A 17931-nucleotide genomic window follows, 5' to 3' on the forward strand; every position below is an offset into this window, starting at 1 on the left:
TGAGAATCCTCCTGCGGGCGGCGCCCAAAAGGGCGGCTACTGAACGCGCAGCGGCCCAGGCGGGCGACCGAAACGCTACTTCAGGTGTCGCTCCCCGGTGGTAACCCACCTTCGCCAGTCACGACGCCGCCAGCCTATCGCAGAAACCGCCCCAAACCGCGCCCGGACCGGCGTGCACGGGCGTCAAACGAGAGAGGCTCAGATCACGATTTGGCCACACTCAGCTCAGAAAACGACAACCGCCATTGACTCCAAGGAGAAGTAGGGCACACTAAAGCACGTTCTACCGGGCAACCGGTAACTCCCTCTCGGGGTATCACCGGGAGAAACAACGACGTTTCAAGGAGACTCAACAATGCGCAAGCTCGCTGCAGTTGCCACCATTGCTGCCGTCAGCATGACCCTCGCCGCCTGCTCCGGTGGCGGTTCCAAGGACGCTGCTCCCAAGGAGGACGTGGCCAAGGTTGACGAGACCGCCGCGACCGAGGTCAACGTCATGACCTGGTGGGAGGCCGGTTCCGAGAAGCTCGGCCTGGACGCCCTGGTCGGTGTGCTCAACACCCAGTTCCCGGACATCGAGTTCAAGAACGCCGCTGTTGCCGGTGGTGGTGGCTCTCAGGCCAAGCAGAAGCTCGCCGCTGACCTCGCTGCGCACAACGCTCCCGACACCTTCCAGGCCCACGCCGGTGCCGAGCTGAACGACTACATCGAGGCCGGCCAGATCGCCGACGTCTCCAACCTGTACGACGAGTTCGGTCTGCGCGAGGCCTTCCCGGCCACCCTGCTGGACCGCCTGACCGTTGACGGCAAGATCTACTCCATCCCCTCCAACGTGCACCGCGCCAACGTTGTGTGGGCCAACCCGGCCGTGCTGACCGCCGCTGGCCTGGACCCGGCCAAGGCTCCGGCTGACCTGGACGCCTGGATCGCCGACATGGAGAAGATCAAGGCCGCCGGCAAGACCCCGATCACGGTTGGTATGGCCTGGACCCAGCTGCACCTGCTGGAGACCATCCTGATCGCCGACCTGGGCGTTGAGGGCTACAACGGCCTGTGGGACGGCACCACCGACTGGGCCTCCGCTGACGTGACCAAGGCTCTGCAGCACTTCGAGAAGATCATGTCCCTGTCCGACGCCTCCCTCCACAACGAGGACTGGCAGCCGGCCCTGCAGCCCGTCATCGACGGCACCGCCGCCTACAACGTGATGGGTGACTGGGCCCTGTCCGCCTACGACGAGGCTGGCAAGAAGGCCGGCACCGACTACATCTACTTCCCGGTTCCGGGCACCGACGGCATCTTCGACTTCCTGGCTGACTCCTTCACCCTGCCGGTGGACGCCAAGAACGTTGCTGGCGCCAAGGCTTGGATGAAGACCATCTCCTCGCCCGAGGGCCAGGTCGCGTTCAACACCGTCAAGGGCTCCATCCCGGCTCGCTCCGACCTGTCTGCTGACCAGATCGCGATGTTCTCCGAGTACCAGCAGAACGCCATGAAGTCCTTCGGTAGCGACACCATCGTCTCCTCCGTGGCTCACGGCGCCGCCGCCTCCGTGACCGTCTCCTCCGCGATCTCCGACGCGATGAAGAAGTTCACCGAGGGCGCCACCGACGTTGCCGGTTTCCAGGCCGAGCTTGTCGAGGCCACCAAGGGCCTGAAGAAGTAATGTGGATCCCGGGGGGCGGTTACCTCCGCCCCCCGGCCCCTTGCTATCTCGAGACTGCGCTGGGGCGATCGTTTGATCGCCCCAGCGCCGCTTACGGAAGGTTCTTCCAATGAGTAAGGAAAATGCGTCCAAGACTGCGACGCGACAGGTGAAGAAGTCCAAGCTCACTTGGACTCACATTCGCCAGTGGGGACCGGGCCTGCTCCTGATCTCCCCCTCCCTGTTCCTGGTGGGCGTGTTCGTGTACGGCATGATCGGCACCAACATCTTCACCTCCATGACCGACAAGCACACGGTTGCTCAGGCGAACGGTGTCAAGCCGTGGAAGACGGTTGGCCTGGACAACTTCGTTGCCCTGTTCAAGGACGACGACTTCCAGCACTCGCTGATCAACCTGATGCTTTTCACCGTCGTGTTCCTGGTCGGCACCCTGGTGCTCGGCTTCCTGTGGGCATGGCTGCTGGACAAGCCGCTGCGCGGTGAGTCCATTTTCCGTTCCATCTTCCTGTTCCCGATGGCCGTTTCCTTCGTGGCCTCCGGTGTGGTGTGGCGCTGGCTGCTCAACACCGCCACGGGTGAGAAGGCCACGGGCCTGAACCGTCTGTTCCAAATGGTCGGGTTGGGCTTCCTGGAGAACGGGTGGACCCGGAACCTGACCTGGGGCATTTTGGCCATCGCCATTCCCGCCATCTGGCAGCTGGCGGGTTACGTGATGGCCTTGTTCCTGGCCGGTTTCCGTGGCATCCCGGACGAGCTGCGTGAGGCCGCCCGCGTGGACGGCGCCTCGGAGTGGCAGCTCTACCGCCGCATCATCTTCCCGCAGCTGGCGCCCGTGGCCCTGTCTGCGGTCGTGATCATCGGGCACATGTCGCTGAAGTCCTTCGACTTGATCATGTCCATCACGGACCAGCGCAACTACTCCACCAAGGTTCCTGCGATCGACATGTACAACTTCCTGACCGCAGGTGACCGGGCCAACGCCGCCGCCGTGGGTGTGATCCTGCTGGCGATCGTGGCGATCCTGGTGGTGCCCTACCTGATCCACGACGCTAAGAGCAGCAAGGAGAACCGATGAGCGCCGCGACCACCAAGCAGGCCAAGCTCGCCAAGATCGCGAAGAAGAAGAGCATGGACCAGGAGTCCGTGGTTTCTAAGTCGATCCGCTACGCCCTGCTCATCTTCTCCCTGGCCGTGGTCCTCATCCCGGTCTATGTCCTGATCATCACGTCCTTCAAGGGGCTTGGTGACGCCGACCCGTCCCGCACGTGGTTCCTGCCGCAGTCGTGGGAGTTCGGCAACTGGTCCAAGGCCTGGGACTCCCTGGCCGAGCCGCTGTTGCGCACGTTCATGCTGGTGATCCCGTCCTCGCTGATCTCGGCGATGCTGGGCTCGATGAACGGTTTCGTGCTCTCCAAGTGGCGTTTCCCGGGTGCGAACGTGGTGTTCACGCTGATCCTGTTCGGCATGTTCATCCCGTACCAGGCCGTGATGATCCCGCTGCTCCAGATGATTCTGGACCTGGCGGCCAACCTGCCCGACCCGTCCGCCATTCAGGGCATTCCCACCCTGATCGTGCTGCACGTGGTTTACGGTATTCCGATCACCACGCTGATCTTCCGCAACTACTACGAGTCGGTTCCGACCGAGCTGATTGAGGCGGCTCGCGTGGACGGCGCCGGCATGCTGCGCACCTACTTCAGTGTGGTGCTGCCGATCTCCATCCCGTCCTTCGTGGTGGTGCTGATCTGGCAGTTCACGAGCGCGTGGAACGACTTCCTCTTCGCGTTGTTCTTCAGCTCGTCCAGCAACGGCCCGGTCACCCTGGCGTTGAACAACTTGGCGCGCGCCTCCATCCTGGCGGACTACGGTGCGTCCATGGCTGGCGCGGTCATCACCTCTCTGCCGACGTTGATTGTCTACATCCTGTTGGGCAAGTACTTCGTGGGTGGTCTGATGTCCGGTTCGGTGAAGGGCTAGCCCCTCCCCCGCCGGTCTTTGAGCGGCCGACGTTCCTCCTGCTCGCTGCGAGGGACGTCGGCCGCTTCGTTTGCCCGCGCCCCGGTGGCGGACGAAAGAGCGCGGCACGGCTGGGCGGCGCGGGGCGTGCGGGCGTCAGGTACGCGGCGAGGTCGCGGGGGCGGCGGGCGGCCGACGTCGGCCACGAAAAGGCCGCCCCACCGGGCGTAAAACCCGGCGGGGCGGCTGACAAACGGGCGGCTAGGCGAAGACCACGGTGCGGTTGCCGTTGAGCAGCACGCGGGACTCGCAGTGCCACTTCACGGCCTGGGCCAGCACCCGGCGCTCGACGTCCTGGCCGATGGAAACGAGCTCGGCCACAGAGTCGGCGTGGGTCACGCGGGCGACGTCCTGCTCGATGATCGGGCCCTCGTCGAGGTCGGCGGTGACGTAGTGGGCGGTGGCGCCGATGATCTTCACGCCCCGGTCGTGGGCCTGCGCGTAGGGGCGGGCGCCCTTGAAGGACGGCAGGAAGGAGTGGTGGATGTTGATGACGTTGCCGGCCAGCTCCTCGCAGACGCGGTCGGACAGCACCTGCATGTAGCGGGCCAGCACCACCAGCTGCGCGTCCAGTTCCTTCACCAGGGCAAGCAGCTGGTCCTCGGCGGCGGCCTTCGTCTCCTTGCTCACCGGGATGTGGTGGAAGGGCACGCCGTAGAACTCGGCGATCGGGGCCAGGTCGGTGTGGTTGCCGATCACCGCCACCGGGTCGATGTCCAGGCCCTGCGAGCGGTGCCGGAACAACAGGTCGGTCAGGCAGTGCCCCTCCTTGGACACCATGAGGATCGTACGAACCGGCTGGCCCTGGGCCACCAGCTTGTAGTCCATGCCGAAGCGCTCCACCAGGCCCAGCATGCCGGCGTCAATGGCCTCCCGGGAGGTGTTCTCGATCTCCACGCGCATGAAGAAACGGCCCGTGTCCGGGTCGCCGAACTGCTGCGACTGCACGATGTTGCCGCCGTAGCCGGCGATCAGGCCCGTGACGGCGTGAACGATGCCGGGGCCATCGGGGCAAGAGAGCGTGAGAACAAGGGTGGGGTGGGAAACGGTCATGGCAAAAGCCTATCCTCGCCCGGGCAGGCAAGGACACCGTGCCCCGCCATCTGGAAAGATATTCCCCATGGACATGCAGACAGCTCCCCTCACCGTCAGCGACGCCGGCGAGGTGCTCACCCTCCGCCGGGCAGCCTACGTCTCCCAAGCCCAGCACACCGGGGACCCCTACATCCCCGAGCTCATGGAGAGCCTGGCCGACGTCCAGGCGGACTTCACCCGCCCCGGCGTGGTGGTGATCGGCGCCCGCGACGCCGGCCGACTCATTGGCACCATCAAGGTGGAGGTCGACGGCGCGCGCGCCACCCTGTCTCGCTTCGCCGTCGCGCCGGACCGGCGCGGCGAGGGCATCGGGCAGCAGCTGCTGCTCTCGATTGTCCCCCACGTCTCCTCCGGCGTCTCCGAGGTTGCCATCGAGACCGGCAGCGGCGCCGTGGCCGCCGGCGAGCTGGTCAGCGACCGGGGCAGCCTGGGCAGCCTGGCCCGCGCGTTCATCGCCCGCATCCAGCCCCACCTGGAGGCGGGCTCCGAGAAGACTGACTGACGGCGTTTCGCTGTAGCGGCTGGGCGGCCTTCGCGTTGGCGGGGGCCGCCCAGCCGCTCTTTTGCGCCCGCGCACACGGGCAGGGGCGGGGCAAGACCTTGCGGCCTTGCCCCGCCCCTTCGGGTCGGAACGCTGCAGCTGTTACTTCAGCAGCAGACGCACCTGGTTGTGCACCCGGGCGCTCACCGAGCGCTCCAGGCCCAGGATGGTGACGGAGACGTTCTTGTTCTTCAGGGTCTCCGCGGTCTCCTTGGGCAGCTCGGTGGCATTGGTCAGGAGCAGCACCGCATTGCGGTTGCCCGCCAGACCGCCGGCCGTGAGGGCATCCCACGGGCTGGTGCCGTTGACCAGCAGCACGTGCTCAGCCTTCGGGTTGACCGCCGAGGCCAGCTTGGCCGCCGTGTCGGCGCGGTTGGCGCCCACCACCGGGACCGCGCGCACGCCCGCGTTGGCGAGGGAGTTGGAGGCCTTGCCGCCAACACCGTAGACCTTGAGCGTGGCCGCCTCGATCCGCAGGAAGTCTGCCGAGGACTTCGGCAGTGCCTTGCCGTTGGAGAGAAGCAGCAGGTTGTGCGTCGAGGCGGCGGCCGCACCGGCGGCCAGGCCGTCGGCGAAGTCCGTGCCGTCCGCGACCAGGACGGAGGTGACGGCGTGGCCGCGCACCATCAGTTCGGTCTGGGCGGTACGGGCCACGTTGCGGGCCGTCTCGAAGCGGTCAGCACCGGCGATGCGCGTCACGCGAATGCCCTCTGCCTCCAGCTGGCTAACCACGCGGCGGGAGACAGAAGCCTCGCCACCCAGCACGTAGGCGTTGCGGGTGCCGGCCTGAACCAGGCCGTCCTTGACGGCCTTGGGCAGGCTGGCCTTGCCGGTCAGCAGCAGCGGGGCCTCCAGGGCGCCCGCCAGCGAACCGGCGGCCAGGGCGTCGGCGTAGACCTCGCCGGAGACGAGGACCACGGTCTCGGCCTTGTCGCCGCTGGCCTTGAGCACCTCGACCGCCGTCTGATATCGGTCCATGCCGCCCAGGCGCGTCACGGTCGGCTTACCGGACGGCTGGCTGGGCGTCTCGGACGGCTGCTGCGTCGGAGTGCTCGACTGAGACGGCTGCTGCGTCGGAGTACTGGACTGAGACGGCTGCTGCGTCGGAGTACTGGACTGAGACGGCTGCTGCGTCGGAGTACTGGACTGAGACGGCTGCTGCGTCGGAGTACTCGACTGAGACGGCTGCTGCGTCGGAGTACTGGACTGAGACGGCTGCTGCGTCGGAGTACTGGACTGAGACGGCTGTTGCGTCGGAGTACTGGACTGAGACGGCTGTTGCGTCGGAGTACTCGACTGAGACGGCTGCTGCGTCGGCGGCGGGGGAACCGCGCCCTCGTACTTCTTCGCGGTGAACTCGGCACCCGTGGTCCACGGACCGGTCCAGGCGTTGAACGCCACGATCATGACGTACTTGGCCTGCGCGCCACCCATGTCCACGGTCTGCACCGCAGTGCCCGGGGCGAGCTGACCGGCCTTCACGAAGGAGAAGTCGTCGTCCGCGTCACCGGTGGTGGAAACGAACACCGCGTAGTCCTTCACGGCACCGTTGTTGCCGTTGGGACGCTGCTGCCAAGTGAACTCGGCCAGGCTGACGGGAGCGTCGGACACCTTGATCTTCACCCAGTGCGGGTGCTCGGTGGTGCCAGCGCCCCACGGCGTGTGCCAGAAGGTGGCCGGGTCGCCGTCCAGCAGGAAGCGGACCGGACCCTCGCGGCCGGTCTGCGGCTGCTGGGAGTCAGCGGTGGCGGTCATGCCGGACTGCGCCAGGGCCTGCTTGGTGGCCGGGCACGCGGCGTCGGTGAAGTTCAGCGCCAGCGAAGTCTGGGCACCGGCGGAAAGCTTGAAGCCGTGCTTGGCCTCCAGGGTCACCGTGACAGGGCCGTTGGCCGGGTAGTAGCCCGGCTCCACCGCGCTGCCGGCCACCTTGTAGGTCAGGCCGGCGACCTCGGGCAGCAGGTAACCATCGGCGCCGTGACCGCACAGGTCGATCGGCTCGACCGGCTCGGGGGTCACCGCCACGCAGTTGGTCAGCGGGAAGGTGAACTCCCAAGACGCGGTGCCGATCAGCTCGTAACCGGCGGTCGCCACGGCGGTAACGGTCTTGTTGAAGCCGTTGGTGGCAACCGTGCCGGTGACCTTGGTGCCGTCGATGCGGTACTCCACACCGGTGACCTCCGGGATGGTGATCGAGTCGGAGTCGGTACCACACAGGTCGGTCTTGGTCGGGGCGAGCGCGCGCACCTCCTGCAGGGCCGGGGTGTCAGAGATCTCGTTGGAGACGGTCACTGTCGTGTTGGCGGTGGCCAGCACCTGACCGCTGACGTTGTCGACCAGATCCACGCGGATCGCCTTCGCGCCCGCCGTGGTGTAGACGTGACGGTAGCTGTCACCGGTGATGGTCTCCACCATGCCGTCGCCCCAGTCCACGCGGATGGCGGCAACCGTGCCGGCAGCCAGCTGCGGGATCGTCTTACCGACGGTCAGGCGCACAGCCTCCTGGCGCTTCGGGTCGGTCTTGGACGGGGTGGCGGTGACGGCGAACGCACCCACGGCCGGGGCGTCGTTCTGGGTGAACGCGATAGCACCGGTGGTGTTACCGACGGCGCGCAGCACCACGTTGTCCGGGCCGTGGCCGGTCTCCTTGGCGGTGACGGCCACAGCGATCTCGTTCTTGCCCTTCATGTTCAAGAAACCGGACGGAATCGTGAACGAGGTCTGCGGGCCGATGTCGCCCACGTAGACGCCCGTGTTCCAGCCGTTGACGAACAGGAGCACCTGGGACTTGTCGTTGCGGTTCATGCCCTGGAAGCGGCGCGACTGCACCTCGAGGCGGAAGGCAACGTCCTGGCCGGCCGGAACGTCGAGGTCGAAGCTGGAGCGGTACCAGGCAACACCCGGCTTGCTCGCGTTCATCGTTGCGGCGGGCTTCCAGTCGCTGGTCGGGTAACCGGGCAGGTACCAACCGGCGCGCTCACCGTACAGACCACCAACGTTGTACAGGCCGCGGGCCACGTCAACCGGGACGGTGTGCTGGGCGCCCTGGATCTTCCAGGTCACCGCAGAGGAGGTGCCGTTGGAGACGGCGACGTCGGCAAGACCACGGCTCTGGCGGGACAGGCCGTCGTCAGACCAGTCCAGGTTCTGGCCCATGTTGTGGACCAGGATGGAGATGGTGGCCTCCTCGCCGGCGGTGACCGCACCGTCCGGGATGCGCACCTGGCGGTCGCGGCCGTCGGCGTTCACCGAACCGGCGTACTGGCCGTTGACCCACACCAGGGCGAAGGCCGGGGCGCGGCCGTGGCCGGGCTGGCCGGTGGAGCCGTTGGCGTTCACCGTGATCGTGCCGGTGGCGTTGTTGGGGGTGTACTTACCCCGGTACCAGACGTCACCCTCGAACTGGTGGTAGGCGTTGGAGCTCATCACCTTGCGGGAGTTGGCGCCGGGGGTCTGCCAGCGGTTGACGGTGGTCGTCTTGTCCACCGCGCGCCAGGAGGCGTCGTCGAAGTCCGCAGCGGCCTCCGGGGTCTCCTCAGCCTTCACCCACTGCAGCGTGGGGGCGGTGAACTCCACCGGGGCGGCGGCGCGGCCGGTGGCCACTCCGTTCGCCACCTGCAGCGGCTCGCCGTTCCAGGTCGCTGCGGTAACGCCCTGGGGAAGCACCACGTGCATGTCCTGGGCCTTGTCCGCCGAACCCCAGATGGCGGCGTTCGCGCCGTCGAACTTCACCGAGCGGGCTAGGTAGGCACCCTCCAGGTAGATCGGCTTGTTGGTGGTGCCGGAGACACCGTGCAGCAGCCAGGCGTCGGCGGCGGTCTCGCGGTCAATGACGCGGATGACCAGCGGCTTGCCGTTGGCGGCGGTCACCTTGAACTCCTGCGGCGCGGTGCCGTGGTTGAAATTCAGGCGCAGCTCCTTGCGGGTGGCGTTCCAGTCCTTGTCCACGGTGCCGGACACGGTCGGCTCGGCGTCGTATGCGAGCACCACCTCACCGGCCTGCCCGTCCTTGCCCACCAGCACCAGCAGCTGCTGGTCGCCCATGTCCTGGTTCACGAACAGCTGGGAGGTGGAGTAGTAGAGCTTGTGCTCGCCCAGCTTCAAGTCAGCGGTCACGAGCACGGCGTCGCGTCCGTTCAGGGTGAGGAAGGTGCCGGCCTTCTGCGGGATGCGGTCCCACGCGATCGCGTCAGCGGGAGTCGGCGCCGGCGCGGACGGCTCGCCCTCGTAGACGCGCAGGGCGTCCACGGAGACGTAGTGGTCAGACGAACCGGCGAAGCGCTCACCGGTCACCACAACCTTGAGCTTGTGCTCCTTGTTCTCCAGGTCCTTCTTGGAGAAGACCACCTGCTGGGCCGAGGCCTCGGTGGTGACCTCCTCTTCCGTGCGGCCCACCTTGACCTCGTCAATGAACACGTCGGCGTAACCGTGGTTCACGGAGAACGGCGCGATGATCTCGATACCCGTTCCGGTGAAGGTGAACTCGTAGTAGGCGCCGACGGTCTTGGAGAAGTGCTCGTCCTTGTCGATGTCGCCCTGAGTCCAGGTCAGGTTGTTCGCGTGCTCCCAGTTGTTCGAGTAGGTGATGCGGTTACTGTTGTCGTTGATGGTCTCCTTGACCGTCTGCGTCGGGGCGGGGGCGTCGGCGCCGAACACGCGGAAGGAGGCCAGGTTGACCGGGGCCGTGCCGGTGGAGCGCACCACCACGGTGTGGGTCCCGGAGGCGCCGAAGGACTTCCTCACCGTCACCGGCTCGGCGTTCTGCAGCGTCGGGACGTTCGTGTTGAGGTTGCCTGCGGCCACGCTGTCGATGGTGACGGTGGCGGAGCCGCCGCCGACCGCCGGGTTGGCCGTGACCTCGATGCCGGAACCGGTGAACTGCAGGGTCGCGGTGGCGCCGTTCGAGGAGAGCACCTTGACCCCGCCGGCGGCATCGGTGACGGTGCCGGTGTAAGCGACCCTAGAGTCGTTGGCCGGGATCACGGTGCCGGTGTCCTGCGCCTGGCCGGCGGACAGGTGCAGCTTGGTGGTGAAGCTGGTGGTCTGCTCGGTGTTGGCCTGTGCGTGGCGGAAGGCCAGCAGGTGGGTGCCCTCACCGGTGGCGGACGAGCTCTTGTCGGTCGCGACGCGCTCGTAGGCCTTGACGGACCGGCCGCTCTCAACTGCCACGCGCGGGGCCGTGACCGGGTCCATGGAGGCGTACTGCGGCACGGCGTTCTGCCAGTAGCCCAGCTCTTTCTGGACGCCCAGCTTCGGGGTGATGATGCGGTCCTCGTTCAGGGCGGCGCCGTAGTCGTAGGAGGTGAAGCCGGAGGACGGCGAGCCGGTCCAGCCCCAGTTGGTGCCACCGATGATCATGTAGTAGTTGAACGCGGTCACGCCGTTACCGAGGTTGACCACACCGTACTCGCGGGTGAAGCCCCCGTCGGTGTAGACGGCACACTGGTCGGTGTTGAAGGCCGCGCCCCACGGGGTGAAGGCACCACCCTGGGCCTCGGTGATGAACATCGGACTGTTGGGGGCCATGCGGCGGAAGTCGTTCTCCCGATCCGCGAAGCCACCGCGCGGGTTACCACAGTTGAAGCCAGCGGGGTACCAGTCGAAGGCGTAGAAGTCCGTGCCGTAGTTGGCGACGTCGGCGAACCGGCCACCCATGCCCCAGTCGTTGTGGAACACCGGGACAGTGATGCCGTCGGACTTGATGAAGCGGGTCAGCTCGCGCAGGAAGTTACCGCGCCAGGCAACGTCGGAGTACAGCTCGTTCTCCGCCTGGTAGAGGATGATCGAGCCTCCACCGTCGGTGATCTGGTGGCGCTTGGCGATCTTGTTGAACTCGCCCAGCCATTCCTTGGCCTTGTCCAGGTTCTCCACCGAACGCAGCGAGGACTGCGTGTAGTTGGACATGTAGGCCGGCAGACCACCCATGGAGATCTCGGCGTTGACGTACGGGCCAGGACGCACGATGACGTACAGGCCCTCCTCCTCCGCGATGGTGAGGAGCTTGTCGATGTCCTTGATACCGGTGAAGTCGTAGGGGCCGTTCTCCTCGGACTGGTGCAGGCCGTGGAAGAAGTACAGCGAGACGGCGTTGAATCCGGAAGCACGCAGCTTCTGGAACACGTCACGCCAGTGCTCCGGCGACGGCAGACGCCAGTGGTGGAGTTCGCCGGACCAGACGTGCAGGCGCTCGCCGTCCACGTAGAAGGACTGCTTGTCCCACGTGACCCGGTGGCTCTTGCCGTCGTTGCCCGGGAACGTGATCTTGTCCCCAGCCTGGGAATCTGCGGTTTCCGGCACCTCCGCCGCCGGCATCGGCACGGCGGCCTGCGCAACCGAGGCCATGCCAGACACCAACAGCGATGATGCTGCCACTGCCGCAAATGTCTTCCGCCAGGACAACCTGGCTGGTGGCACACTGTGCCCTGTTACAGATCGCTTCATTGCAACCCTCTCTTTGCCCGCTTCACTGCGCGCTGCGATTACACGATTCCGCCCAGACAAAAGTGAGCGGGTGTGACTCGACTAATGATAGCCGGATCACACCCGCTCACACCAAGGGAGTTCTTGGTGATATGCCTCAAGGCATCACTTCACCAGGGCCTCCAGTGCGCGCTGCACGGACTGGGTGACCGAGGCGGTACCGCCAGCGATCACAACCTTGGCTCCGTCCACCGAGCCGATGTAGGCGGAGGTGGACTTCGGCAGGGCGCTGCGCAGGGTCAGCACCAGCACGCCGTCCTTCTGCGCGACGTAGGCGCCGGCAGCCAGGGAGTCGGCGTAGACGGCTCCGGAAGCCACACCGATGAGCTTGGCGTTCGCACCGAACATCTGCGCCACCTTGGTGGCGGTCTCGTAACGGTCTCCGCCGATGACCTGCTGGAACACCGGGCCCACCACGGTGGAACGCTTGACCGCGGTAGCGGCCTTGCCACCGACGGCAACGACCTCAGCGGAGGAGTTGCTCAGGTAGGTCACCGTGGCCTTGGGCAGGGTGGCACCGTCGGTGAGCAGCAGGGCACCACCGTTGCGGAACGCGACCGCACCCACCGCCAGGGCGTCGGCGAACTCGTTGCCGTCCACCAGGAACAGCTTGTCCAGGCCGCCCTTCAGCTCGCTGATGTGGCCGGTGACGGCCGCAGCGGTGTCGAAGCGGGAGGAACCGGCCAGGCGCAGGGTGTCGATGCCAGCGGCCTTCAGCTCGGCGACCACGGAGGGCTTGACCGAGTTGACGCCACCGACGACCACGACGCGCTTGACACCGTTGGCCTTGAGCTCGGCGAGAACCGCCGGGTCCAGCTTGCCCGGGTTGGTCAGCAGGACCGGGGCGTTCAGGGCGTCCGCCAGCGGGGTGGCGGCCAGGCCGTCGGCGAAGCCGAGGGCGGAGGCCAGCACCACGTCGGTGGACTCGAACTCGCCGGCCTTGTACATCTCCAGCGCGGTCGAGACGCGGTCGGCGCCGGCGATGCGCTCGACGTTGCCGGGAACGCTCGGAGTAGACGGCGCCGGGGTCGAGGACGGAGCCGGGGTCGCAGACGGCGCCGGGGTCGAGGACGGAGCCGGGGTCGAGGACGGCGCCGGAGTCGAGGACGGAGCCGGGTTAGTCGGCGCCGGGGTCGCAGACGGAGCCGGGGTCGCGGTCGGCTCGGTCGCCTTCTCCACACCGCCCAGGCGCAGCTCGCCGAGGGTGGTGAACTGGTCGTTGTTCCAGGAGTTGGTGGCCAGGACGCGCACGTAGCGGGCGGCAACCTTCGGGAACGTGGTGCAGTTCTGCGCCGTGGAGACACACTGGAAGATGTTCTCGCCAGCGTTGTTCGGGCCCTGCAGGGAGACGTGGTCAACCCAGTCACGCCCGTTGGTGGACACCTGGAACTTGAAGTCCTTGATCCGGCCGTTGGCGTTGCCCGCGCGAGCGCGCAGCGACACACCGGTCAGGTCGTAGGTCTTGCCCAGGTCCAGGGCGATCCAGTGCGGGTGGCCGGGGACGTTGCCGCCGCTCCAGCGGGAGTGCCAGAAGGTGGCGGCGTTGCCGTCAACGGCGTAGCGGGCCAGGGCGACCTCGGAGGCGCTGTTCTCCTCAGAGTCAGCGGTGATCGCGGACGCAGGCAGCTTGGTCAGGTCGATCGGGTTCTCCAGCGGGAGGCGGTCGGAGATGACCTTCAGCGGGGCGCTCGCGGTGCACTTGGCGCCGGTGGAGTCCACCTGCTCCAGGGTGATGGTGTGGTTACCGCCGTAGGTGTTCAGCTCGATCGGGAAGGTGCGGCTCAGGTCGCCATCCTCGTTGGTCATCAGCTTGCCGATGACCTTGTCGCCGATCTTGACGGTGACCAGGGAATCGCTCATGAAGCCACTGGCGGTAACGCGCGGCCAAGCGTCCGGCTTGACCTCGGTAGCGTCGAGCTCCATCACCACTTCGGCACCACAGCGCACGATCGGGGCCTTGACGACCGGGACCTGCACGTCTGCGGCAACCTTCACGGCGGACTGGACGGTGGAGCCGTCGGAGCCCTTGATGGTGACCAGGTAGGTGCCCGCAGTGGCGTAGGTGTGCTCGGCGGACAGCTCGTAGAGGCCGGAACCAAAGGTGACGTTACGCGGCATCTTGGTGGTGACCGTGGCGGCCACCTCCGGGGTGTTGTCGCCGAAGTTGATCGTGTAGGTCAGCTTGCCGTTCACGGCGGCGACGGTGGCGCCGCCGGGGTCAGAGGAGTTGGCCTTGCGGATGCCGTTGTTGTCCAGCACGGTGCCGGGGGCGGCAACCACACCGACGGTGAGGGTGCGGCCCTCGCCGGGCTTGGCGACGGTCGGCACACCGGCGGCGGAGTACTGCCACGCGGCCTTGGGGCCGTCGTAGTAGTTCTGGTCGCCGTAGGTCAGGCGCTGCATGTGCGCGGCCATGCGGGCGCGGAAGCCGGGCAGGTCACGCTTGGCCTGCGGGGTCCAGCCGATCTCGGCGTGGGAGGTAGCGCGCGGCATGAGCATGAACTCGACGTTGCGGCCGCCGCGGAAGGTCTCGGACCACATCGGGCCCTCCACGCCGATAACACCGGCCTCGCCCACGCCCGGGACGGTCACGGCCGGGTCCCAGTTGTAGTACTTGTCGAAGTCACCGGTGCCGGACCAGGTCAGGCCGATCGGGGTCTCCGGGGTGTACTTCATGTCCAGGTAGGCGGCGTTGGACTTGGAGACGACCACCTTGGCACCGGCCTGCACGGCCTTGGTGGTGTGGGTGGTGGAGCCGTACCAGTACTGCACGACGTCGCCGTCACCCAGGTCGGCCTCGGCGATCTCGTTCCAACCCATGGCCTTCTTGCCGGTGGACTTGACGATGTTGACGATGCGCAGAACCGTGGCGGCGTAGACGGGGTGACCGAAACGCTGGGCCATCTTGTGCGGCTCGTCACCGCCCATGTGCATGATCGGCCCGTCGGTCATGGCGGCGAGCTGCGTGAAGACGTGGGTGAGGAAGCGCCAGGTGTGCTCGCTGTTCGGGTCCAGGTAGGAGTTACCGACGTCCCCGGTGCTGTGCTGGGCGTCGGTCACGGTCCCGCCACCGTTGAAGGACGAGCCCTCGGTGTTCAGCTGCGGGATGGCGTGCAGGGCGGCCTGCATGTGACCGGGGGCGTCGATCTCGGGAACGATGGTGATGCCGCGGTCCTTGGCGTACTTGACCAGGTCGCGGTACTCGGCCTGGGTGTAGAAGCCGGTGCGGCCGATCTCGTCCTGGTAGTTGATGATGCTGCCGTTGTCGAAGCGGTGGCCGGCCATGGCGGTGCGGCCGGAGACCTTGGTCAGCAGGGTGTAGTCGATGGTGTCGCCCTCGACGCGGCCCTCGTTGGTGATCTCGATGCGCCAGCCCTGGTCGTCGGCCAGGTGCAGGTGCAGGTAGCTCATCTTCACGTCGGCCATGGAGTCGATGACCTTCTTGACCTCAGCGGGGGTCACGAAGGAGCGCGCCGGGTCCAGCATCGCGGAGCGGTAGGCGAAGCGCGGGGCGTCGGTGATGGTCACGGCCGGGGCAACCCAGTCGGTGTAGACCAGGGTGCGGGAGTAGACCGCGGCCGGGAAGAGCTGCTTGAGGGTACGGGTGCCGTTCCACAGGCCGTGGCGGTTGCGGGCCTCGATGGTCACGCCGGCCTTGGCGACGGTCAGGCCGTAGGCCTCGTCGCCGGTCAGCCCGCCGGTGTTGGCGTCGGCCGCCACCTTCAGGGTGATGTGGCCGGTGCCGGTGGCGGAGTCCGCCACCTCGAGGTCGGCGCCGGTGGAGGCGCGCAGCTCGGCGGCCAGCAGGTCGGCGACCTCACGGGCCTTCTCGCCCTGGGCGACGATCTTGGTGTCGTGGGAAAGGGCGAATCCTTCGCCCTCGCCCCACGCGACGTTCACGGGCAGCGGGATGAGGGCGGGCTTGTCGATGCCCGGCACCACGGGGGCGGGCTCGGGGCCGTCCCACACCTCGAACTCAAACAGGCTCATGCCGTACTTGATTCCTCCGAAGGGCACGCGGCCCATACCCTGCATGCGCACGTACTTCCACGTCTGGCTGGCGACGTCCGTCTTGAAGGTGATCTTCTGGGGCGTGTCGTTCGCAACCGTCGTGGTCGGGCAGTCTGCCTGCAGCGTGTCGGTGGCGTGGGTCCAGGCCGTCCCGTCGTTGGAGACGTCGATGCGGAAGGTGGGAGAGCAGGCGCGCTCCCAGTAGATGTTGACGTGGTCAACGCGCGTCGGGTTGGCCAGCTGAGCCTGGATCCAGGCATTGTCGGCGGCGTTGGAGGACCAGCGGGTGGTCTTGTCTCCATCGGCGCCCATGGCAACGGTCCAGCGACCGTCACTGACCTCGGTTCCAGATGCCGTGATCGTGCCCCCGTTGGCGGGGAGGGCTAGGTTCTTCGCTTCCGCGGCCAGGGCGGTGCCCCCCACAAAAGCGCTTGTGATTCCTGTTAAGGCGAGCGAAAGAGCCGCGAGGGCTGCTATCCGCGACCGTCGGCTTGTATGCGTCATTGCTTACCAATTCTCCAGTCGTGAGTGACGCCGGCGTTGGCGAAACACTGTCGAGTATTGTCGCACTGCCCCGTCTATCGGTCTACTCCCGGCCCGGAAATGGACGACGTTTCTCCCGCCTAGTGCATCAGGAAACGAATTGCGGCGTGGCCTATTTCACAGACAAATACGGGTGGGGTGCGGGCCTTTTGGCCCGCACCCCACCCGTGGGTTGGTTATTCAGCCTCAGATCAGGCCGAGAGCCCGAACGGCCTCGCGCTCCTCGGCCAGCTCGGCCACGGAGGCGTCGATGCGGGCGCGGGAGAACTCGTCGATCTCCAGGCCCTGGACGATCTCCCACTCGCCGTTCTTGGAGACGACGGGGAAGGAGGAGACCAGGCCCTCGGGCACGCCGTAGGAGCCGTCGGAGACGATCGCGGCGGAGGTCCAGGAGCCGGTGTTGCCCAGCACCCAGTCGTGCACGTGGTCGATGGCGGCGGAGGCGGCGGAGGCGGCGGAGGAGGCGCCACGGGCCTCGATGATGGCGGCGCCGCGCTTGGCGACGGTCGGGATGAAGTCGTCCTCCACCCAGGCGCGGTCGGCCAGCAGGTCGGAGACCAGCTCACCCTTGATGGTGGTCTTGGTGATGTCCGGGTACTGGGTGGCGGAGTGGTTACCCCAGATGGTGACCTTGTCGATGTCCGCGACGGAGGCGCCGGTCTTGGCGGCCAGCTGGGACAGCGCGCGGTTGTGGTCCAGGCGGGTCATCGCGGTGAAGCGGGAGGCCGGCACGTCGGGGGCGTGGGAGGCCGCGATGAGGGCGTTGGTGTTGGCCGGGTTGCCGACCACCAGCACGCGGATGTCGTCGGCGGCGTGGTCGTTGATGGCCTTGCCCTGCGGGCCGAAGATGCCACCGTTGGCCTCGAGCAGGTCGCCGCGCTCCATGCCCTTGGTGCGGGGGCGGGCGCCCACCAGCAGGCCGATGTTGGCGCCGTCGAAGGCCACGTTGGCGTCGTCGGTGATGTCGATGCCGTCCAGCAGCGGGAAGGCGGCGTCGAAGAGCTCCATGGCGGTGCCCTCGGCGGCCTTCAGCGCGGGGGTGATCTCCAGCAGGCGCAGGCGAACCGGGGTGTCCGGGCCCAGCAGCGCGCCGGAGGCGATGCGGAACAGCAGCGCGTAACCGATCTGGCCAGCTGCGCCAGTGACGGTGACGTTAACGGGCTTGCGAGCCTCTGCCATGTTGGCAACTCCTTCGATGAGGTTTTCCCGGCTCCACTGCCGGGCCACAACATAGCCTAAAGCCTTTGCCCGGCCAGATCAGGGACCAATTGCCCCGGCTTTTCTTTACAGGACGCCGGTGGAGGCGCTCAGGCTGGAGAGCACCCAGATGGACAGGGCGGCCCCGAACAGCACGATGGCGTCCAGCCAGGGGCGCTGGCGCGCCGAGAGCCACGGCGAGTGGCCGGGGGCCAGGCGGGCCACAGCCACCCCGACCAGGATCACGGCCAGCAGCCGCAGCGCCGCCAGGGCGCCGGAGAGCAGGGCGGCCGCGGCCACGCACGCCACGCCCACCACCAGGCCGAGGGCCAGGGGGCCCGCCAGCGCCGGTGGCTTGCGTTCGTGCGCGCCGCGGCCTGCCATG

The 17931-nt window shown here is 67.1% G+C and carries 9 protein-coding genes and 1 riboswitch; of the genes, 4 read left to right on the forward strand and 5 right to left on the reverse strand.

Annotation, left to right across the window (positions count from 1 at the left end; translation table 11 throughout):
• Positions 1–46: 46 nt before the first annotated feature.
• Positions 47–132: riboswitch (ZMP/ZTP riboswitch) on the reverse strand.
• A 223-nt stretch (positions 133–355) separates the two neighbouring features.
• The 3 genes from ABYF38_RS02915 to ABYF38_RS02925 all read left to right on the forward strand — a co-directional run bounded on the left by ABYF38_RS02915 (position 356) and on the right by ABYF38_RS02925 (position 3643).
• Complete coding sequence (locus ABYF38_RS02915) at positions 356–1666, forward strand: ABC transporter substrate-binding protein (protein ID WP_371152636.1); 1311 nt, start codon at positions 356–358, stop codon at positions 1664–1666.
• A gap of 109 nt (positions 1667–1775) precedes the next feature.
• Entirely contained in the window at positions 1776–2741 is a 966-nt protein-coding gene (locus tag ABYF38_RS02920; protein WP_371152637.1) for a carbohydrate ABC transporter permease, read from the forward strand.
• Positions 2742–2794: 53 nt separating this feature from the next.
• Positions 2795–3643, forward strand: a complete 849-nt coding sequence (locus ABYF38_RS02925; RefSeq protein WP_371152984.1) for a carbohydrate ABC transporter permease — start codon at positions 2795–2797, stop codon at positions 3641–3643.
• A gap of 240 nt (positions 3644–3883) precedes the next feature.
• On the opposite strand, the gene purU is transcribed toward ABYF38_RS02925, so the two are convergent.
• Positions 3884–4735 carry a formyltetrahydrofolate deformylase gene (gene purU, locus ABYF38_RS02930; RefSeq protein WP_371152638.1) on the reverse strand — a complete coding sequence of 284 codons (852 nt, stop codon included), beginning with the start codon at positions 4733–4735 and terminating at the stop codon, positions 3884–3886.
• 67 nt (positions 4736–4802) lie between these two features.
• Between purU and ABYF38_RS02935 the strand changes: the two genes are divergently transcribed.
• The gene (locus tag ABYF38_RS02935; RefSeq protein WP_371152639.1) at positions 4803–5279 is read left to right on the forward strand and encodes a GNAT family N-acetyltransferase; all 477 of its coding nucleotides are present in this window, start codon (positions 4803–4805) and stop codon (positions 5277–5279) included.
• 141 nt (positions 5280–5420) lie between these two features.
• On the opposite strand, the gene ABYF38_RS02940 is transcribed toward ABYF38_RS02935, so the two are convergent.
• From ABYF38_RS02940 to ABYF38_RS02955, 4 genes are all read right to left on the reverse strand, one after another.
• On the reverse strand, positions 5421–11657 hold the full coding sequence (locus ABYF38_RS02940; protein WP_371152640.1) for a beta-galactosidase: 6237 nt from the start codon (positions 11655–11657) through the stop codon (positions 5421–5423).
• 243 nt (positions 11658–11900) lie between these two features.
• Positions 11901–16229: a family 20 glycosylhydrolase gene (locus ABYF38_RS02945; RefSeq protein ID WP_371152641.1), complete on the reverse strand. Its 4329-nt coding sequence runs from the start codon at positions 16227–16229 to the stop codon at positions 11901–11903.
• A gap of 306 nt (positions 16230–16535) precedes the next feature.
• The gene (locus tag ABYF38_RS02950) at positions 16536–17528 is read right to left on the reverse strand and encodes a malate dehydrogenase (RefSeq protein WP_371152642.1); all 993 of its coding nucleotides are present in this window, start codon (positions 17526–17528) and stop codon (positions 16536–16538) included.
• A gap of 105 nt (positions 17529–17633) precedes the next feature.
• Positions 17634–17930 (reverse strand): DUF3017 domain-containing protein, encoded by a 297-nt coding sequence (locus tag ABYF38_RS02955; RefSeq protein ID WP_371152643.1) that lies wholly within the window; start codon positions 17928–17930, stop codon positions 17634–17636.
• Position 17931: the final 1 nt, after the last annotated feature.

This window comes from Buchananella sp. 14KM1171 (assembly GCF_041380365.1).
Classification (GTDB): domain Bacteria; phylum Actinomycetota; class Actinomycetes; order Actinomycetales; family Actinomycetaceae; genus Buchananella; species Buchananella felis.